The sequence below is a fragment of the Citrobacter sp. MGH104 genome, from assembly GCF_001034485.1.
Classification (GTDB): Bacteria; Pseudomonadota; Gammaproteobacteria; order Enterobacterales; family Enterobacteriaceae; genus Citrobacter; species Citrobacter freundii.
In genome coordinates, this window is the sequence record NZ_KQ089818.1 from 1,793,044 (window position 1) to 1,813,235 (window position 20,192).

Genomic DNA, 20,192 nt, shown 5'->3' on the forward strand with positions numbered 1-20,192 from the left:
ACATGAATTTAAAAACATTAAAAAATCAGTCCCTCTGCGCGCTTGCGATTTCACTGGCACTTTATACCGGTTCAGCCCTGGCAAAAGACTTTACTGAGGATCAGTTCGCCTCTCAGACGCTTGGTCATGGCGTTTACGAACTGGCTTATGACGCCGGACAACAGGCTATCTATGCAGCCTCTGCCCCCTCTTTCGACAAAGATAAAACCGCCGGTGAAGTGTTCCTGTTTTCAACTGAATCATTAAAAGTCGATGAGCGGATCGCCACCGAACGCCGTCCTTTTGCGGTCTCACTGGATGAACCTAACCACATTCTCTGGCTAGGTAATGCGCTGGATGGCTCACTGACCCTGCTGGATACCCGCACCCATAAAGAAGTGAAAATGCTTCAGCTTGCAGACGAAGAAAATAAAGCCCACGTTCGTGAAGTGGTGCTCGACAAGAAGCACCACCGTCTGTATGTCTCCGGTATTGGCAGTGAAAATAAAGGTGTGCTGTGGGTTGTCGACACGCATAACCAGAAACTATTACACGCTCTCAAAGGGATGGATCCGGTCGGTTTCGCCGTTGATGAAGCTGGCGATAAAGTTTACGCCGTCACTGGCAAAGGCGAACTGGTTACCCTGGATGGCAAAACGTCGCAGGTTCTGTCGCGTGTGAAGGTTGACCCCTCCGAGCCGAAGCATTACTTCCTGAACATCGCGTTGAACACGGCCAAAGGCATCGGATTTATCGCCGATACCAACACCGCCGACGTGCTGGTAGTCCAACTGGACAGCGGTAAAATTGTTCACCGCGTTCCCACGCCAAACTCTATCGCTGCGGTCTATAACCCTGCCCGCAACGAAGTGTATGTTACCCATCGCAATGCCCGTCAGATTAGCGTTATCGATGCCAACACTTACAGCCTGAAGCACACCATCAAAACGGCAGCAATGCCAAACAGCATGGTGCTTTCTCCTGACAGCAAAACGCTCTTCGTTAGCGTGAAGCAGGATGAAAAAGCCAACAAGGCTGACTATGTACTCAAGCTCGATTTAACCCAGTTCTGAGGAATGCGTTGTGATTAACCAGACTCGTACCGCGCTGGCGATTTCGCTCGCCCTTGCCAGCCTCCCGGCGACCGTTTTCGCCGAAGAAACCACACTAGATAATGAAGATCAACTGGTGGTCACCGCCACCGGTTTCGCACAGGAACGCCGTGAGGCACCGGCGACCATCTCCGTCGTCGGCGAGAAAGAACTGAACACCCGCTCTAACCAGAACGTCACCGAAGCCCTTCGCGAGATGCCCGGCGTATTGGTGGGTAATGGCAACGGTAGCCTTGCCACAGGCGATGTGCAGATGCGCGGAATGGACTCGACCTATACCTCCTACATGGTCAACGGCATCAAACAAGGCACCCGCGAATCGCGTCCTTACGGACACCATATCGGGACAGAGGCTGCTTTTTTACCGCCGCTTGCCGCTATCGAGCGAATAGAGGTGATTCGCGGACCGATGTCCTCACTGTATGGCTCTGACTCCATTGGCGGCGTGGTCAACGTCATCACCAAAAAAGGCTACAACCTCGATAAATGGACGGGTGTGCTGGAAGATAACTACTTCCTGCAAGAGAAGAGCGAGTACGGTAACACCAACCAGACTAATGTCTTCCTGATGGGGCCAATTATCCCCAGCAAGCTCGGGGTGAGCGTAGCGGCGGATTATCTTGATCGCCGTGATGACGACAGCATCTCCGATGAGCGCTTTGTGAAGCACCAGGCTGGCAATCTGGATGCCACCATCAACATGTCGCCGACCGACACCCAACTTTGGGATTTGAACGTCGTCAAAGGGCATCAGGTAAAATCACACAATGATAAAGCCTGGCAATGGGACTTTGACCGCGATGCCGCTTCACTTGCGCAGCATGCCTGGTACGGCGACGATCTGCTGGAAGTGAAGAACTTCATCAGCTACGAAAACGCTAAAACCGAGTATCGTGTGCCGGGCATGAGTTCGCAGTTCATTAAGCAGAAAAACTATGAAGCCAACAGCGCGAACACCTTTACGCTGGGCGACCACAAGTTGACGCTGGGGATCAACTTCACCCGTAATGAGCTGGACGACACTTTCGGCATCGAAAACAAAGAAGTGCCGGGCATAACGCCAGTCAGCAAGATCACCCGTGACGGCTGGGCCATCTTCGCGGAAGATGCCTGGATGATGGTTCCGGACTTCACCCTCACCACCTCGGCGCGTCTCGATCACGACAGCTACTTTGGCTACCACGTCACGCCAAAACTCTACGGTAACTGGACGATTGACGAAAACTGGGCGCTGAAGGGCGGCGTATCGGCGGGCTATAAAAAACCGGACCTGCGTGAGAACAATGAAGGTTTCACCAGCGTCTACGGTTCGTATCCGTATTCCTTCATTGGGATCGGTAACGATGACCTGAAACCTGAGCAGAGCGTCAACACCGAGCTGGGCGTCTACTGGCAACAGGACACACTGGCACTGGATGCAACCGTGTTCTTCACCAAATTCAAGGACAAGATCAGCGACTACACCATCTGTACCGCAACGGCCACGCAGAAGTGCATTTACAACGGGTATGAAGCGGAAGAAGTCTCGCAGTATTTCAACGTCAGCGACGCGGAAATCTATGGCCTGGAGCTGAACGGCGACTGGCAGGTCACTACCGCGCTGAAAGCGAACGCGAACTACACCTATACCCACAGCGAGCAAAAGAGTGGTCAGTACAAGGGAGAGGCACTGAACGAGTTCCCGACGAGCATGGCCAACCTGTCTCTGACATGGAATGCACTTAACGATCTTGAACTGTGGAGCAAAGCCAGCTGGCGCAGCAATACGCCTGACATCGGCAAATCAACGTCAACCGACGCCTATGCGCTGGTCGATTTAGGGGCACGCTACCATCTCAACAAGAGCATCACATTGATGGCGGGGGTTTATAACCTGTTCGACGTGAACCCAATCTACAAAACGTCCTATAACCAGTCTTCCATCCTGGAAGGACGCCGCTACAACATGGGCGCACGCTTCGAGTTCTGACAGTGACGCCGGAGCCTAAGGCTCCGGCAGTTACAGGCCGCGCGCCTTCAACGCCACATTCACTTCCCGATACGCCTCTACCAGTTTATCCAGCGTGATCCGGCTTAACCCGCTGGGATTCGGCAATACCCATATTTGCGTCGCGCCAATGGTCAGCGTCTGTTTTCCCCACTGCGCCCCACGCTGGCTAAGCCCCTGCTCAAATGCCTGCTTCCCGAGGATAGCGAGCGCGGCTGGCTGATACTCTTCTATTTTCTCAATAAGCAGACGACCTCCGCTACGCATCTCTTGTAGCTTCACTTCATTGGCTTGTACCGTTGGTCTGTCGACAAACTTAGTCACGCCGCAGCGGAAATCCAGCAGATGCTGTGCCTCTTCAGGTTTAAGCTGGCGATCGGTGAACCCCGCCTGATAGATAACCTTCCAGAAGCGATTAGCGGGGTGTGCAAAGGGAAATCCTGTACCCGCAGAAGAGAGCCCCGGATTGATGCCGCAAAATACCACCCGCAGCCCCGGTGCCAGTATGTCCTTAACCATAATTACTCCGAACAATACATCAGAGGAACAAGTATAACGGACTGAAAATACATTGTTTATAAAAACAGCATCCGTACGCTTATGTCTGGATTGCAACGCGGAGTTACTTTATAATCCACCGCCACGGCCCCTTAGCTCAGTGGTTAGAGCAGGCGACTCATAATCGCTTGGTCGCTGGTTCAAGTCCAGCAGGGGCCACCAAATTTCAAGGACTTGCGAGAAATCGCAGGTCCTTTTTGTTATTGGAAATATATGCAATTGTTGGCAAAGCCAATAATTGGATGGCTCTGAATGCGTAGCGGGGGATGGCGTGGGAATAAGGATATATCACGCGATACGCCAGCCCATATCGCTGGCATTCCATTTGGACGCCGCCATCCCGAGATGGAAACGTCCGTTAGAGTTTGATTCGATAGTCAGCTCACACGAGTTCTTTGAGCTGCTCCTGCATATAGGTTGAAAAATACTCTGGGTTCTTGATAAGGATGCGGTTACCGGAGGCAACTTTTTCTGCCCATCCGGCCACTTTTTTCGTGAACTCGGGATTCCATCCCTCCTGCTCACCCCGTGCCATCACAACTTCCGGACTCGCTGGCACACCTAAGTCATGCAAATACTTTAAGATTCCCTTAGCGGTGCTTTCATCCATTGAATGGGGTACTGACGCCGAAGTGTTCATACCACCAATAAAATCCAATGCTTTCTCAATTGCTGTTGGCATGCTCTTATCCTTAAAATTAACCACGTGAGAGACACATTTATACTATGTACCCAACTCCGTCGGGATATCAAAGAGAACATCGCCTTTATTTGACTTACCCCGCAGCTAAACGCTTGCGCGGCTGTTTTCTGCGCTATTTTTTTGCATCTCCGGCTAAAACCAGTCCGGTTGCCACCGCATTACGCGGCCCTTCGGTACCTCGAATATTGCCCTGCCCGGCGACAACGCCGTAATGCGCCAGCGCATCGGTGATCATCTGCGGGATTTCGAAATCCAGCGAAGAACCGCCTACCAGCACCACAAAAGTCATATCGCGAATAGATCCACCGGGTGACACCAGGCGTAACGCGCGCAGGCAGTTGGTCACAAAAACCTTCTCTTTGGCCTGTCGGCGCACCAGACGTATTTTTTCCAGCGAGGTCTGGTTATCTACCGGGATCAGCTCGCCCTCTTTCAAATACACAACTTTGGCAAACACCGACGGGCTGAGCGGTTCGCGGAAAAACTCTACCGCGCCGTTCTCATGGCGAATGCTGAACAGGCTCTCCACTTTTGCCAGCGGGTATTTTTTAATTTCCTCCGCCAGAAATGCATCGCTTAAGCCCAGCTCTGTTTGAATCAACAGGCTGACCATATTCCCCGCCCCGGCCAGATGTACCGCTTTCACTATGCCATCGCTATTGATGACGGCTGCATCGGTAGATCCTGCGCCTAAATCGAGGATTGCCAGCGGCGCAGCGCATCCAGGTGTTGTTAACGCCCCCGCTACAGCCATGTTAGCCTCCACGCCACCAACTTCAACCGGCGTGTTTAACCGGGCACTCAGCTCACTGGCGATGGCCTGCATCTGTAAGCGATCGGCTTTCACCATCGCCGCAATGCCCACGGCGTTCTCCATTGAACACTCTCCGGCGATGCCGCCCTGCACCTTACGCGGAATAAATGTATCGACCGCCAACAGATCCTGAATATGCACCGTGTTCATGTCATGACCGGTCAGCGAGGCCATCACCTTTCGCACCCGCTCCAGCATGCCGCCTGCGTGCGTACCAGCTTCCCCGGCAATATCGCGCACGGGCGCGCAGGCGCTCATCGCCTGCATAATGGCCTGCGCGCCTTGCGCTACGTCGGCTTCACCGCCACGCTTTTCACCACGGATAAAGATCTTACCCGCCGGGATCACTCTTGATTGCACATCGCCCTGCGGGGTTTTCAGCACCACGGCGGAACGGTTGCCAATCAGCGCTCTGGCGATGGGGACGATAGTTTGCGTTTCCTCGGGCGTCAGGGCAAAGAAGGTCGCAATGCCGTAAGGGTTCGACAGCACCCGTACCACCTGTCCCGGGGCCGCCACTTCCACCGCCGCCAGCACACCTTCCGGCACCTTCTCCAGCAGAGTGACTTCATCAACCACCGGCATTGGCCGATGCAGGCGATTATTCACCAGCACCCCATCATCTTTTTTCAGGATGGCCGCCACCACATTGACGCCGCGATCCAGCGCTTCATTGATAAACCAAACCGCCTCAAAGAAATCCATCTCCTCACCTACCAACGGGATCCAGCCCTGGGCAAATCGATCCTCGCTCAACGCCGCCAACTTCTCCACGGCGATGGTGGTTCCCATACCCACGCCAACGCCACCGGGCGTTTGCGGGTTATGACCAATCATCGTCGATTCGGTAATGATGGTTTCAGTGATGGTTTCCATCGCCACATCGCCAATCACCGGTGCGGCCTCGTTGATGCAAATTTTTGCTACGTCCTGCAGCGACCACGGCGTGTTATTCAGCGCCTGCTGCAGGGACGCGACTACCCCGGCGATATTATCCCGCGTGCCTTTCATACCGGTCGTGGCGACAATCCCGCTGCCGATAAACCGGCCATCCTGCGCCAACGCCACTTCGGTGGTGGCGTTGCCGATATCGATCCCTGCAATTAACGGCATGCTGCCTCCGTCACTGGCTGCCTTTACGCAGCTTATTTCTCTGCTGGTATACCTCTGCCGATTCGCGGACAAACCCGGCGTTCACCGTGGCATGCCATGTGTGTTCCAGTTCATCGGCAATGGCCTGCAACTCGGCGAACGAAGAACGAAACGGCCGCAGCGCGTTGTAGACCTCCAGAATGCGGGCATCCGGAATCGCAATCAGCTCAGCCGCACGACGAAAATTGCGCGCCACGGCATGACGCTGCATCTGCTCGGCAATCTGCGCCTGGTACTCCAGCGTTTGCTGAGAAATACGCACATCCTGTGGTCCTACGCGGCCCGCCAGCACATTCTCAAGAGTAATGTCGGTTAGCGGCTTGCCGGTAGGCGTCTGGATTTTCTCCGGACAGCGGGTCGCTAATGGGTAATCCTGCGCAGTCATGATGTTGTCGTTCATGGTCATTCCCTTACCAGTGCAATATGCAACGTGACAGGCGCAGCATCCTGCACCACGTGTTTGGTTTCTTTGATATGAAACAGCGCGGCCTTGGCCATAAATTTAGGGCGCACCATCTGGTCATTGACCACTGGCACCGGCGAAGGCGACTCTTTGCGTGCATATCGCGCGGCGTTTTTACCAATCTGACGATAGGTTTCCAGCGTCAGCAGCGGAGCTTGAGAGAACAGCTCGAGGTTGCTTAACGGCAGCAGATCGCGCTGATGAATCACCGTGGTTCCTTTCGACTGGATGCCAATCCCGATGCCTGAGCCGCTGAGGTTTGCCGCATCCCATGCCATAAAAGAAACATCCGAGGTGCGCAGGATCCTTACTACCCGCGCATGTAATCCCTCTTCTTCGATGCCAGCAACCAGCTCTTTCAGAATCGCGTTGTGAGGCATATCAATCAGGGTTTTATGCTGGTGCTTGCCAAAGGCCGGGCCGACGCCAATCACCACTTCATCCACGCGTTCATCCGCGTTAGCCGCCTCGCCTTCGCTCACTTGTAAGGTGAAAACCGGCTTACGTTCAGTTGTGCATTCCACAGTGTTCCGCCTTATTCGATCGAGCCGGGCTGAACCACGCCCGCAATATTTTTAATTTCCGCCCAGCGTTCGGCACTGATGCGATAGCCGGTACCAGGTCCCTGATAATCATTGATGTCGTTGACGGCGCTGACGACGTCGAACTGGCGATCCAGAATGGCCGACGTTTGCAGGTAATCACCAGTAACACGCTGTCTCAGCATATTGAGGATATTGCTGGCGATATCTTCAAAACCGCTGCAACTCAACGCGCCGACGATATCCAGCCCGGTGATATTACGCTTCATCATCTCTTCCACGGCCGCCAGATCCTCCACTACATTGCGCGCAGGCATATCTTTGCTGCCATGAGCATAAGTAGCGGCTTCCACTTCTTCATCGCTAATCAGCGGCAAGCCCAGTTCGCGGAACACCGCCTGAATGGCGCGTGCAGCCTTATTGCGTATAGCGATAGTTTCTTCTTCAGTCACCGGACGCAGACCGCCGTCAACCATCAGATCGCGTTGCAGGATGTTGTAATCATCGAAGTCTTCAGCGTCGAAGTTCGACCCGGCAAACATGTTGTCGTAGTTGGGTACCGCGCTGTAACCAGAGAAAATAAAATCGGTACCCGGCAGCATCTGCATCAGGGTGCGGGCAGTACGGCGAATATCGGAATGAGAAAAGGTCTGGTCATTGGCGGAGGCCACTTCAAGGTCGAGCATTGAGGCAATCAGGTTTTCCGCCAGCACCGCGCGGATCCCCGAAGGCACAGCGCCGGTCATGCCGATGCAGCTGACCGCACCGTTTTGCAGCCCCTGTACGCCCGCGCCTTTAGTGATAAAAATGCAGCGCGACTCCAGATATAGCATCGATTTACTTTCGGAATAGCCCATCAGCGCTTCCGAGCCAGTGCCGGAGGTGTAGCGCATCTTCAGGCCACGCGATGCATAAGCCGAGGCGAGAAACGCTTTGGACCACGGCGTGTCATCACCGTCGGTAAACACCGATTCTGTGCCATACACCGACACAGTTTCGGCATAACTGGTTAGCCCACGCATGCCAAGCTCCAGCTCCGTGGCCTCTTCAACAGAACATTGCGTCAGTACGCCAGGGCGACCACACTGAGAACCGACCAACAGCGCAAGAGCGTTAAACGGCGCATAGCGGGCGATCCCGACCGTCGTTTCCTGCTCGGAAAAACCACGAATCCCCGCTTCAGCAGCGTCGGCGGCAATCTGTACCGGGTTATCTTTCAGGTTGGTCACGTGGCACTGGTTGGAGGGCGTGCGTCTGGCACGCATTTTTTGCAGCGCCATCATCATCTCCACCACGTTCATTTGCGCCATCACTTCCACCGCTTTCGCCGGGGTGATGGCAGTGGTAATGGCAATAATCTCTTCCCGACTGACGTGGATATCCACCAGCATTCTGGCGATCTCCAGCGCGTCGAGCTGCATGGCGTGCTCGGCCTCAGCCACGTTAATGGCGTAGTCGGCAATGAAACGGTCGATCATGTCGAACTCGGCGCGGCTCTTACCGTCCAGCTCAACAATACGACCATTTTCCACCTTCACCGACGACGCTGGATCGTAGGGGCTTTCCATGGCGATCAGCCCCTCTTCAGGCCATTCGCCAATCAGCCCATCCTGATTTACAGGCCGCTTCGCAAGTACTTCGAATCGTTTTGATCTTCTCATGATTTATTGACTCAAAAGATAAAAAATAGGGACGCCGGGCCGCATTGCCGGGGACACAACACCCGTCATTCGCCTTTCATCAGCAATGGTCGAACTCTAAATGAGCAGAACAATAAAAAAATAAAATTAATTTCGTTCCAATTTGGTACCTAATAAAAACGCATCGTTTCATATTGAAACGCAATTCAGGAATATCCATCGTGAATTGTGACGAGGTTAAATGATCATTATCAATAAACGCAAAACCGGGAAGGTGATTTTAATATCTTTGAAATTTTCGCCCTATTGACTTAATAACGTGCGGCGAGAAAATAAGGTAAAGCCAATGATAAAAATAGCTGTTGCGCGATATGTTTCGTGACCTCAGCCCTACAACATTTTCAGGAGAAACTGTGAATAAGAGCCAACAAATTGCCACCATTACGCTGGCGGCTGCAAAAAAAATGGCACAGGCCGTTGAGGCTAAAGCGCTTGAGATCAGCGTTCCGGTGGTCTTTTCCGTGGTGGATCGCGGTGGGAATACGCTGCTAATGCAACGCATGGACGATGCGTTTGTCACCAGCTGTGATATCTCTCTTAATAAAGCGTATACCGCCTGCTGCCTGCGCCAGGGTACCCATGAAATTACCGATGCGGTACAACCTGGTGCTTCGCTATATGGTTTGCAGCTTACCAACCAACAGCGCATTGTTATTTTCGGCGGCGGTTTACCTGTCATATTAAACGGTAAATTAATTGGTGCCGTTGGCGTTAGCGGCGGCACCGTTGAACAAGACAGATTATTAGCAGAAACCGCACTGAATTGTTTCTCTGAATTATAATTTAAATCTAAGAAGGTATATTATGAGCTATCGTATGTTTGATTACCTGGTGCCAAATGTGAACTTCTTTGGCCCCAATGCTATTTCCGTTGTCGGCGAACGCTGCAAACTGTTAGGCGGTAAAAAAGCGCTGCTGGTTACTGATAAAGGTCTGCGGGCCATTAAAGACGGCGCGGTAGATAAAACCCTCGCCCATTTACGTGAAGCGGGCATTGACGTGGTGGTTTTTGATGGCGTTGAACCTAACCCCAAAGACACCAACGTGCGTGACGGTCTGGAAGTCTTTCGCAAAGAGCATTGCGATATCATCGTTACCGTCGGTGGCGGTAGCCCGCATGACTGCGGTAAAGGCATCGGTATCGCAGCAACTCACGAAGGCGATCTCTACAGCTATGCCGGGATTGAAACCCTGACCAACCCGCTGCCGCCGATCGTTGCGGTAAATACCACTGCCGGTACCGCCAGCGAAGTCACCCGCCACTGCGTGCTGACCAATACCAAGACCAAAGTGAAGTTTGTGATTGTCAGCTGGCGTAACCTGCCGTCGGTCTCCATTAACGATCCGCTGCTGATGCTCGGCAAACCCGCCCCGCTGACCGCCGCGACGGGTATGGACGCCCTGACCCACGCCGTGGAAGCCTATATTTCCAAAGATGCCAACCCGGTCACCGACGCTGCCGCTATTCAGGCTATTCGCCTGATCGCACGCAACTTGCGTCAGGCCGTAGCGCTGGGCAGCAACCTGAAAGCTCGCGAGAACATGGCCTACGCCTCCCTGCTGGCAGGTATGGCTTTCAACAACGCCAACCTCGGCTACGTTCACGCGATGGCGCATCAGCTTGGCGGTCTGTACGACATGCCGCACGGCGTGGCGAATGCCGTACTGCTGCCGCACGTGGCGCGCTATAACCTGATCGCTAACCCGGAAAAATTTGCCGATATTGCAGAGTTTATGGGCGAAAACACTGACGGACTTTCCACCATGGATGCCGCAGAACTGGCCATTCACGCCATTGCTCGTCTCTCTGCTGACATCGGCATTCCGCAGCATCTGCGCGATCTGGGTGTCAAAGAAGCCGATTTCCCGTACATGGCGGAAATGGCGCTGAAGGACGGCAACGCCTTCTCTAACCCGCGCAAAGGGAACGAGAAAGAAATTGCCGAGATCTTCCGTCAGGCATTCTGATAGTACAGGGGGCGCAATGTCACTTTCATCACCGGGCGTACATCTGTTTTATCACTCGCGCTGGCAGGATACTCGCGTGCTTGATGAGCTGTGCTGGGGACTGGAAGAGCAAGGTGTCCCTTGCCGGGCAATCTGTTGCGACGAGCATGACTGCGCGCTGGCACTAAGCAAACTTGCGGCCAAAAGCTCAACGCTACGTGTCGGTCTGGGTCTTAACGCCACGGGTGATATTGCGTTAACCCACGCCCAGTTGCCCGAGGATCGGGCGCTGATCCGTGGTCATATCCGCGCCGGTGCAGCCCGGCTCCGCGTCCTCGGTGCTAATGCTGGTCAACTGGTCAAAGTGCTTCCCTTCAGCGAGATAAAATAAATGTACCGCATCTACACCCGAACCGGCGATAAAGGCACGACCGCACTGTTTGGCGGCAGCCGTATCGACAAAGACGACATCCGCGTTGAGGCCTATGGTACGGTGGATGAACTGATTTCCCAACTTGGCGTCTGCTATGCCAGCACGCGTCAGGCCGGGCTACGCCAGGATCTGCACGCCATACAGAAAATGCTGTTTGTTCTGGGTGCGGAACTCGCCAGCGATGAGAAAGGACTCGCTCGCTTACAACAGCGTATTGGTGAAGAGGATACTCAGGCGCTGGAGCAGCTTATTGACCGCAATATGGCGCAAAGCGGCCCGCTCAAAGAGTTTGTTATTCCGGGGAAAAATCTCGCATCGGCACAGCTACACGTTGCGCGAACCCTGACGCGCCGACTGGAGCGGGTCCTCATCGCGATGAGCAGATCGCTAACGTTACGCGATGAACCCAGGCGTTATATCAACCGACTGTCAGACGCGCTGTTCTCGATGGCGAGAATTGAAGAAACTAGTCCAGATGCTTGCGCTTAAACTGGCTGGCATCAATGTCGTACTGCTTCATCTTGCGCCACAAGGTAGTGCGACCGATATTCAACAGTTGCGACATCTCCTGCACGCGCCCGCTGGTGACGCGGGCAGCATGGATAATCGCCTCTTTTTCAATAGCGGTAAACGTCAGACTAGCAGGCAGCAGTGAAGACGCCGTCTCCAGACCCGGACGTTCGGCAAACAAATAATCCGGTAGATTGCTCAGCCGAATATGGCCGTTATCACTGCTGATGGCGATGTTTTCGATAATGCTGTTCAGCTCAAAGTCATTGCCCGGCCACGAATAAGCCACCAGTTGCGCCAGCGCGTCGTCGTCGATCTTCAAACTGTATGAAAAGCGTTTTTTCAGGCTATTCAGCCGCGTAAAAATCAGCGAGGGAATACTACTGCGCCGCGCCCGCAGCGGTGGGATCACTATCTCAAAAGAATGCAGCGCATAATACAGCTGACGGCTAAAGCGGTTTTGCTCCACCAGATTGGCGAGATCAACCGTGGTAGTGGCGATCACTTTGACATCCACCGGAATCAGCCGACGGGCATCCAGGCGGGTTAATACCCCCTGCTTGATCACCTGTAACAGCGCGGATTGCAGCTCCGGCGCCAGATATTCAATTTTTTCCAGAAACAGCGTGCCGCCGTTCGCCAGTTCAAGACGGCTCAACCGGCCATTTTCATCGTCGGTGGGCGCACTGCCCATAAAATCCTGCCCCAGTACGCTGTTGGCATACAGCTGACAGTTCACGGCGATATACGGCCCGCTGGCGCGCTCGCTTTCATTGTGGATGGCCTGACTCAGCAGCTCTTTACCAACACCCTCTTCCCCGCACAGCAAGATCGGGAAACTCCCCCTCGCTGCCTGGCGTCCAAAATGGATCAAGCGGCGGGTTTCCGGATCGTCAGTCGACATCTGCTCAAAGGTGTGGCTCACCTTGCCGAGCTGGCTGGTCATCAGCTGGCGCATTTGTTCCACCGGATGCAGTAGCAGAATAAAGCTGTTGCCCTGCTCCTCAACAATCGGCTTCAGGGTAATGACGGCATCAACAAACTGATGCTGGCTTTCAAAGGTAACTTCGACGTGATTCAGACCGCGGGCATGTTTGATCGCCCGGCGCAGCAGCATGGGGAGATTGAGCAGATCGTGAATGTTTTTCCCCTGACTGGCCTGCGCATCGAGATGCAAAAGCAGCGCCGCTCGTGCATTGAGGAACTGCAATACGCCCTGTTCGTTCCAGGCCATCACACCATCATCCATACTCTCCAGCAGCCCGTACATCTGGTTCAGATGGCGGTTGGATTCAGCCAGCAGGCTGTCGGTCAGCAAAGAGTTGCCGACTTCTCTGGCAATCGCCAGCGTCAGGGATAAATCAGAAACGCACTCATGCTCCACCAGACAACACAGCGAAATGGAGCCGAACAGTCGACCATGGTTATCGAAGACCGGCGTCGAGCAGAACGACCACGGATGCAGCGCCTGTTTAAAATGCTGCTCGCCAGAGGTTTTTGTCGGCTGGCCCGGCATCGTCGCCAGCGACAGGGCACAACTGCCAATGATGCTTTCTGCACAGTAGCTGCCGTCACGAAACCCAAGCTCCGCCAGCTGTTCTACCGTCTGCGGATCGCCGCAACGGCTGAGAATACAGGCTGATTCATCCAGAATCAGCAGCGCGCACGGGCGGCCGTCCATAAACTCCCAGGCATCTTCCAGCGCAGCCTGAGCAATCGTCAGCAACGCCGTCTTGCGACGACAAATCGACTCAAAGGTCAGTCCCTGCGCCTGATGCGGCGCCTGCCAGGTTTCCCGCTGCATAAACTTGCTGCAACGATGCCATGACTGGGCAATGACTGAAGAGACTTCCTTCCCGATGCTATGCGTGTGCGCCGTCATATCCCTTTCCGCTGTTTAACCATAGACAACCCCTCCGGCAGAAACTGTCAGAGGGGGAGAAGATGCCGGATAACAACCTACCGACGACTGATTAACGCGCCAACCACTGCTGTCCCAGCAGATCTGCCGTCAAGATAGCGGCATGTACGCTTTCAGGCGTTACCGGGAACGGCATATTGTGGATGGTTTCACCTTCTGCGCAGGTCGCTTTCGCCACGGCCATGATCTTGCCGTCAACGTCTTCTTTCACGCCCATTTCCGCTAACGTTACCGGCAGGCCTACTTTCTGACAGAAATTCAGCACGGTTTCGATCTCTTCCATCGGGCTGTTTTGCAGCACCAGTTGCGCCAGCGTACCAAAGGCGACTTTTTCACCGTGGTACAAATGGTGGCACTCTTCCAGAATCGTAAAGCCGTTGTGGATCGCATGCGCCCCTGCAAGACCGCTGCTTTCAAAGCCGATGCCGCTGAGGTAAGTGTTAGCTTCGACAATACGCTCCAGCGCATCGGTCACCACGCCAGCCTGCGCAGCAAAGCGTGCCTTCTCGCCTTCCGCCAGCAGGGTATCATAGCACAAGCGCGCCAGGCTCAGCGCCGCCACGGTGGACTGTCCGCCCGCCATGCTGGTCGCTCTGGCGTCATAACAGGCTTTCGCTTCAAACCAGGTCGAGAGCGCATCGCCCATCCCGGCCACCAGCAGACGTACCGGCGCTTTGGCAATGATCGCAGTGTCCATCACCACCATATCCGGGTTTTTCGGGTAGATCAGATACTCTTCAAACTCACCGGCTTCGGTATAGATAACGGACAGCGCGCTGGTTGGCGCATCGGTAGACGCGATAGTCGGGATCACCACCACCGGCAGCTTCTGGTAGTAACCAATCGCTTTGGCGGTATCCAGCGTTTTCCCGCCGCCAATCCCAACCACGCCGCGACAACCGTGCTGTTTCAGAATGGCAATCAGTCGATTAATTTCAACATGGCTACATTCACCGTTAAAGCGTTCCGCATGGCAGCTAATGTCGTGGCTGTGCAGGCCGTTGAGTACTTTCTCTCCCGCCAGCTTCATCACGAAGTCATCCGCAATCACAAAAAAGCTGTCCGCCAGATTTTTAGCGTATTGACCAAACAAGGTGGAAGCGTCAGGACCCTGGAGATATTTGGCTGGAGATTGAATAACTTTTAGCATTCCTTTCATCCTCAAATAAGTACATGTTTTTACATGGTGAGCCCTGGCGTTAACCTGTTTGGCCTGATGCAGACGGCGAAAACGGGAGGTACCGGAGCGATGCAATAACTGTATGGCGAGGCGTGCACAAAAAAATCTTTCGTCTTTTTGTTCTGATATGAAACAGATAAAAACGGAGTACGTTCCATATTGGAACGCTTATCCACAAAAATGATAAGGTTTGCGATCCCGATCCGCTCATTTGCCACCAAATCTCCGGCACAGACGAATCTCACTTTCTTTTTACCTACTCACTTGCCAAAAAACCGGCAAAAAAAAAGCTGACAGTGCCGTATCAGCTGCATTCATCGCGAGAGAAAAAAGTCGAGCGATCTCGCATTGTGATCGTTCTTCGTTCTTTTCGGTTTCATTACGAAACAAAAAACAATGACAACGTTCCGTAATGAAACTCATTTTAACGTTGTTTTTTTCCGCGCTGACTTCGCCAGAATCTCTCTATCGCCTCCGTACCATGACCATGCTTCCGGGGGTTTGTCTTACACTCAACCTCAAGGAGCCGTTATGTCTCAATTCTTTTTTAATCAACGCACCCATCTCGTGAGCGACGTCATCGACGGTACGATTATCGCCAGCCCGTGGAATAACCTGGCGCGTCTGGAAAGCGATCCGGCCATTCGCATCGTGGTCCGTCGTGACCTCAACAAAAATAACGTGGCGGTAATTTCCGGCGGTGGTTCAGGGCACGAACCCGCGCACGTTGGGTTTATCGGTAAAGGTATGCTAACCGCTGCGGTTTGCGGCGACGTTTTCGCTTCCCCGAGCGTGGATGCGGTACTGACCGCCATCCAGGCGGTAACCGGTGAGGCGGGCTGTTTATTGATCGTGAAAAATTACACCGGTGACCGTCTTAATTTCGGTCTCGCCGCCGAGAAAGCCCGTCGCCTTGGTTACAACGTTGAAATGCTGATTGTTGGCGACGACATCTCCCTGCCTGATAACAAACACCCACGCGGCATTGCGGGAACCATCCTGGTGCATAAAATCGCAGGCTATTTTGCCGAACGCGGCTACAACCTCGCCACTGTCCTGCGTGAAGCGCAGTACGCGGCCAATAACACCTTCAGCCTGGGCGTTGCGCTTTCCAGCTGTCATCTGCCGCAAGAAGCCGACGCCGCTCCGCGTCATCATCCGGGCCACGCGGAACTGGGCATGGGCATTCACGGCGAACCAGGCGCATCGGTTATCGACACCCAGAACAGTGCGCAGGTGGTGAACCTGATGGTGGATAAACTGATGGCAGCCCTGCCTGAAACCGGCCGTCTGGCGGTGATGGTTAACAATCTTGGCGGCGTTTCCGTTGCCGAAATGGCCATCATTACCCGCGAACTGGCCAGCAGCCCGCTGCACCCACGTATCGACTGGCTGATTGGCCCGGCCTCACTGGTCACCGCGCTGGATATGAAAGGCTTTTCACTGACGGCCATCGTGCTGGAAGAGAGCATCGAAAAAGCGCTACTCACCGAGGTGGAAACCAGCAACTGGCCGACGCCGGTCCCGCCGCGTGAAATCAGTTGTGTACCGTCATCTCAGCGTAGCGCACGCGTGGAATTCCAGCCTTCGGCGAACGCCCTGGTGGCCGGGATTGTGGAACTTGTCACCACAACCCTTTCCGATCTGGAGACTCATCTTAATGCGCTGGACGCCAAAGTCGGCGATGGCGATACCGGTTCGACCTTTGCCGCTGGCGCGCGTGAAATTGCCAGTCTGTTGCATCGCCAGCAGTTGCCGCTGGATAACCTTGCCACGCTGTTCGCGCTGATTGGCGAACGTCTGACCGTGGTGATGGGCGGTTCCAGCGGTGTACTGATGTCTATTTTCTTTACCGCCGCAGGGCAGAAACTGGAACAGGGAGCTAGCGTTGCCGAATCCCTGAATACGGGACTGGCGCAGATGAAGTTCTACGGCGGCGCAGATGAAGGCGATCGCACCATGATAGATGCGCTGCAACCGGCCCTGGCTTCGCTGCTCACGCAGCCGCAAAATCTGCAGGCCGCATTCGACGCCGCGCAAGCGGGAGCCGAACGAACCTGTTTGTCTAGCAAAGCCAATGCCGGTCGCGCATCGTATCTCAGCAGCGAAAGCCTGCTCGGAAATATGGACCCCGGCGCGCACGCCGTAGCGATGGTGTTTAAAGCGCTGGCAGAGAGTGAACTGGGATAAGCCATAAGTGCCTGATGCGCTGCGCTTATCAGGCCTACGAGTGCAAAGCTTTGTAGGCCGGATAAGGCAACACAGCCATCCGGCGGACGTTAACGATAAACGCGGATCCCGCCCTCTACGCCGCGGCTAAACAGCACCTGCCAAAGCTCAATATCTCTGGCGCGGAAAGCCCCTGCGCACGCGCATAAATAGTAATTAAACATTCTTCTGAAGGTGGCTGAATAACGTGATGACAGCTCCGGCCATGCCTGATTAAAGCGCTCATGCCAGGCCATCAGCGTTTTATCGTAATCGCTGCCGAAGTTATGCCAGTCTTCCATCACAAACCGTGATTCGCTGGCCTCGGCAATATGGGAAATCGCCGGTAAGCAGCCATTTGGGAAAATGTATTTATTGATCCACGGATCGACGCTCATCCCTTTTTTATTGCTACCAATGGTATGCAGCAGGAACAGTCCGTCTGGTTTTAAACAACGGTCGGCGATACTGAAATAGGTGTCGTAGTTTTTCGGCCCGACATGTTCAAACATCCCCACGGAGACAATGCGATCGTAGTGTTTATTAAGATCGCGATAATCCTGCAGCAGAATGTTAACGTCCAACCCTTCACAGCGCTGCTGCGCCATTTTCTGCTGCTCTTTGGAAATGGTAACGCCTTCTACTGCCACGCCATAATGACGCGCCGCATATTCCGCCAGCCCGCCCCAGCCACAACCGATATCGAGTAAACGCATACCCGGTTTAAGCTGCAGCTTCTCGCAGATCATTTTTAATTTGGCATTTTGCGCATCGTTTAATGTGGTTGCATCTTTCCAGTAACCGCAGGAATATTGCATATGCGGATCAAGCATCAGCGCAAAGAGATCGTTACCAATATCATAATGTTCTTTACCGACGATCCATGCACGGCTACGTGACTGCAAATTAAACAGGCGCGCGCTGGCAATGCGTAAAATATCTTTCAGATTACCTGGCATCTGCTGGTCGAGTTTTGCTTTCAGGATTTTGCAGAACAGAATATCGAGCCGTTCGCAGTCCCACCAGCCTTCCATATAGCTTTCGCCAAGCCCTAATGAGCCTTGCTGCAATACTCGTTTAAAGAAACCGGTATGATGAAGTTGAATGTCCCAGGCGCGTGAGCCATTAATTCTGATATCCGCTTGTGAAAGCAGCTCTTTTCCCATTCGGGTCCAGTTATCATTTGTTTCATTGACGATGACAGCATCTGAACAAAGCGAGTTCATGGTATTTACCAAAAGTGGGCTAAAAATTATTACGCAAGATTATTATGGAAAAAAGAGTGTATGTATTATGATCCGCGGACAAGATCTATCGAGCAGCGGACACATCATCGGGAGTATTGACGATTCATTTATGGAAACTCTGGCGCAAAAACAGTGGAACTCCTTCCCGGATAACTCCATGACCGAACTGCCGCAGGACGTATTCTTTCGCTCTTATGTCCTGGAAGCCAACCACCATGTACCGCAGCATTCACACTCTTTTATGCAATTTCATTTCGCCCGCAAAGGCAGCATGCGCATTGATGTTGCTGGTAAGTGCTGGATAATCCCAGCGCATTATGGCATCTGGATCCCAAATAATACTGAGCATGCAGTTTGGGCATTGGATGATGTGTATTTAGAAAATCTGGATATTAAACCGGGCTTTCTTGAAGAGAGCATCAATGAATGCAAAGTTGTGGCTATCAGTGATTTCGCCAGAGAGTTTATTCATTACGCCACGAATTCAATTTCAGGTCATTATGATAGCCAGTCAAAAGAGGGCAAACTGGTTAGCGTACTGGTCGATATTATTCTGCAACTCCCGGAAGTCGCCTTTGTATTACCCTGGCCGCAGGATCGCGAATTAACCAAAGTATGCCGAACCATACAAGAATCCCCCGCCCTGGAGCATTCAGTTGAATACTGGGCGCATCATCTGGGTATGTCTGCCCGTACCTTTTCACGCCATTTCAAAAAAGAAACCGGATTGCCTTTCAGCGTCTGGAAGCAAAAAATGCGTATTCTGGAATCCGTATTAATGCTGAAAAAAAATAAAAGCGTGACCGCCGTGGCGCTCGACGTAGGATATTCAAGCACCGCGGCATTTAGCTATGCCTTCCGCCAGGCGTTTGGAGTTCCGCCATCTAATTATTAATCTGCCGCTTTACGCTGATGCCAGTAGGCTGCCGCACGCACCCGTTGAGGGTCAAACGCCTCGGTTTCAAAGCGAGCACTCAGGTTTTTTACCACCTTGCCTTCGCCAGTGATCCAGACGTAATAATCATCTGCGGGCACGGTTAGTCGCGATAAGCGTTCATTCACCGCCTGCGCGTCATGGCCGATAAACCACTCAATAGTAAACCCGTCGAGATGGGCAAGATAATCCTGGTACGCCGCATCCTGCACGCTGACCAGCGCCGTGACGTTTGGACGTGCTGCTAAACGGCTGAGCGACTCCAGGCGTCGGCGTAGCGCGGGCATTCCCGACTCATCGCACACATAAACCTGATACGCATAATCCTCAGGCACCACCAAAGAACCGCGCGGCCCGCCGATTGTCAGCTTGTCGCCCTCGCGGGCATTCATCGCCCACGTACTCGCCACGCCGCCATCATGAATATAGAAATCCAGCGCCAGCTCATGGCGCGCTTCGTCATACAACGGCGTGTAGTCACGGGAAAGCGGACGCACACCGTCAGCCCAGACAATGCCTTCATCGGTGACGACAGGCGGCACAAAGTGGCTGCCCGGTTCAGGGAAAAAGACCTTGGTATGGTCGTCAAAGCCGTGTGAGCTAAAACCGTCCAGAGCGTCACCGCCCAGTACAATGCGCTGAAAGCCCGCGCTAATACGCTCTACGCGCAGGACGGTAAGTTCTCGAAAACGCAGTTCATTACGAACGCGCTGCGGGTAGCGTGAGGTGTTTTTTGTCATGTTATCGCCTTCGTGAAAATAATAAGATATATCTAAATTCATTTTTTAAATGATAATGATTG

General features: G+C 53.5%; 18 protein-coding genes and 1 tRNA gene. 9 read left to right on the forward strand and 10 right to left on the reverse strand.

Going from position 1 to position 20,192, the window contains the following annotated elements:
* Positions 1-2 precede the first annotated feature (2 nt).
* Both yncE and SK34_RS08360 read left to right on the forward strand, forming a co-directional pair.
* Entirely contained in the window at positions 3-1,052 is a 1,050-nt protein-coding gene (yncE, locus tag SK34_RS08355) for a 7-bladed beta-propeller protein YncE (protein ID WP_003846277.1), read from the forward strand.
* A 10-nt stretch (positions 1,053-1,062) separates the two neighbouring features.
* On the forward strand, positions 1,063-3,060 hold the full coding sequence (locus SK34_RS08360; RefSeq protein WP_048232827.1) for a TonB-dependent receptor domain-containing protein: 1,998 nt from the start codon (positions 1,063-1,065) through the stop codon (positions 3,058-3,060).
* 30 nt (positions 3,061-3,090) lie between these two features.
* Here SK34_RS08360 and mug read toward each other — a convergent pair whose 3' ends face one another.
* A complete protein-coding gene (gene mug, locus SK34_RS08365; protein ID WP_044700923.1) occupies positions 3,091-3,597 on the reverse strand; it encodes a G/U mismatch-specific DNA glycosylase in 507 nt (168 codons plus the stop codon).
* A 125-nt stretch (positions 3,598-3,722) separates the two neighbouring features.
* Between mug and SK34_RS08370 the strand changes: the two genes are divergently transcribed.
* Positions 3,723-3,798 (forward strand) — tRNA-Ile (locus SK34_RS08370).
* Positions 3,799-4,018: 220 nt separating this feature from the next.
* Here the strand turns inward: SK34_RS08370 and SK34_RS08375 are convergent.
* The 5 genes from SK34_RS08375 to SK34_RS08395 form a co-directional block, all read right to left on the reverse strand.
* A complete protein-coding gene (locus tag SK34_RS08375) occupies positions 4,019-4,342 on the reverse strand; it encodes a DUF1889 family protein (RefSeq protein WP_001573898.1) in 324 nt (107 codons plus the stop codon).
* A gap of 109 nt (positions 4,343-4,451) precedes the next feature.
* A complete protein-coding gene (locus SK34_RS08380; protein WP_048232829.1) occupies positions 4,452-6,266 on the reverse strand; it encodes a diol dehydratase reactivase subunit alpha in 1,815 nt (604 codons plus the stop codon).
* A 10-nt stretch (positions 6,267-6,276) separates the two neighbouring features.
* Positions 6,277-6,705 (reverse strand): diol dehydratase small subunit, encoded by a 429-nt coding sequence (locus SK34_RS08385; RefSeq protein ID WP_016151007.1) that lies wholly within the window; start codon positions 6,703-6,705, stop codon positions 6,277-6,279.
* 2 nt (positions 6,706-6,707) lie between these two features.
* Positions 6,708-7,292 carry a propanediol/glycerol family dehydratase medium subunit gene (locus SK34_RS08390; protein WP_003024724.1) on the reverse strand — a complete coding sequence of 195 codons (585 nt, stop codon included), beginning with the start codon at positions 7,290-7,292 and terminating at the stop codon, positions 6,708-6,710.
* A gap of 11 nt (positions 7,293-7,303) precedes the next feature.
* Positions 7,304-8,971 carry a propanediol/glycerol family dehydratase large subunit gene (locus SK34_RS08395; RefSeq protein WP_003841447.1) on the reverse strand — a complete coding sequence of 556 codons (1,668 nt, stop codon included), beginning with the start codon at positions 8,969-8,971 and terminating at the stop codon, positions 7,304-7,306.
* A gap of 392 nt (positions 8,972-9,363) precedes the next feature.
* Here SK34_RS08395 and SK34_RS08400 point away from each other — a divergent pair, with 392 nt between their 5' ends.
* Genes SK34_RS08400 through SK34_RS08415 form a run of 4 tightly spaced genes read left to right on the forward strand, consistent with a single transcriptional unit; the run spans position 9,364 to position 11,879 of the window.
* Positions 9,364-9,792, forward strand: coding sequence for a GlcG/HbpS family heme-binding protein (locus SK34_RS08400; protein WP_003024730.1), 429 nt, complete (start codon positions 9,364-9,366; stop codon positions 9,790-9,792).
* A 22-nt stretch (positions 9,793-9,814) separates the two neighbouring features.
* On the forward strand, positions 9,815-10,978 hold the full coding sequence (dhaT, locus tag SK34_RS08405) for a 1,3-propanediol dehydrogenase (protein ID WP_003024734.1): 1,164 nt from the start codon (positions 9,815-9,817) through the stop codon (positions 10,976-10,978).
* A 16-nt stretch (positions 10,979-10,994) separates the two neighbouring features.
* On the forward strand, positions 10,995-11,348 hold the full coding sequence (locus SK34_RS08410; RefSeq protein WP_032950260.1) for a glycerol dehydratase reactivase beta/small subunit family protein: 354 nt from the start codon (positions 10,995-10,997) through the stop codon (positions 11,346-11,348).
* Positions 11,349-11,879 (forward strand): cob(I)yrinic acid a,c-diamide adenosyltransferase, encoded by a 531-nt coding sequence (locus SK34_RS08415; protein WP_003841452.1) that lies wholly within the window; start codon positions 11,349-11,351, stop codon positions 11,877-11,879. It abuts the gene before it with no gap.
* Here the strand turns inward: SK34_RS08415 and dhaR are convergent.
* Both dhaR and SK34_RS08425 read right to left on the reverse strand, forming a co-directional pair.
* Complete coding sequence (dhaR, locus tag SK34_RS08420) at positions 11,857-13,782, reverse strand: dihydroxyacetone kinase operon transcriptional regulator DhaR (RefSeq protein WP_048232830.1); 1,926 nt, start codon at positions 13,780-13,782, stop codon at positions 11,857-11,859. The two genes, SK34_RS08415 and dhaR, sit on opposite strands and share 23 nt — an antisense overlap.
* Positions 13,783-13,873: 91 nt before the next feature.
* Positions 13,874-14,971, reverse strand: a complete 1,098-nt coding sequence (locus SK34_RS08425) for a glycerol dehydrogenase (RefSeq protein WP_003024745.1) — start codon at positions 14,969-14,971, stop codon at positions 13,874-13,876.
* 561 nt (positions 14,972-15,532) lie between these two features.
* Between SK34_RS08425 and SK34_RS08430 the strand changes: the two genes are divergently transcribed.
* Complete coding sequence (locus tag SK34_RS08430) at positions 15,533-17,191, forward strand: glycerone kinase (protein ID WP_048232831.1); 1,659 nt, start codon at positions 15,533-15,535, stop codon at positions 17,189-17,191.
* Positions 17,192-17,280: 89 nt separating this feature from the next.
* On the opposite strand, the gene cfa is transcribed toward SK34_RS08430, so the two are convergent.
* Positions 17,281-18,435, reverse strand: a complete 1,155-nt coding sequence (cfa, locus tag SK34_RS08435) for a cyclopropane fatty acyl phospholipid synthase (RefSeq protein WP_003846231.1) — start codon at positions 18,433-18,435, stop codon at positions 17,281-17,283.
* A 67-nt stretch (positions 18,436-18,502) separates the two neighbouring features.
* Here cfa and SK34_RS08440 point away from each other — a divergent pair, with 67 nt between their 5' ends.
* Complete coding sequence (locus SK34_RS08440) at positions 18,503-19,351, forward strand: helix-turn-helix domain-containing protein (RefSeq protein ID WP_003024755.1); 849 nt, start codon at positions 18,503-18,505, stop codon at positions 19,349-19,351.
* Here the strand turns inward: SK34_RS08440 and SK34_RS08445 are convergent.
* A complete protein-coding gene (locus SK34_RS08445) occupies positions 19,348-20,130 on the reverse strand; it encodes a siderophore-interacting protein (protein ID WP_046670253.1) in 783 nt (260 codons plus the stop codon). The two genes, SK34_RS08440 and SK34_RS08445, sit on opposite strands and share 4 nt — an antisense overlap.
* Between the last annotated feature and the right edge of the window lie 62 nt (positions 20,131-20,192).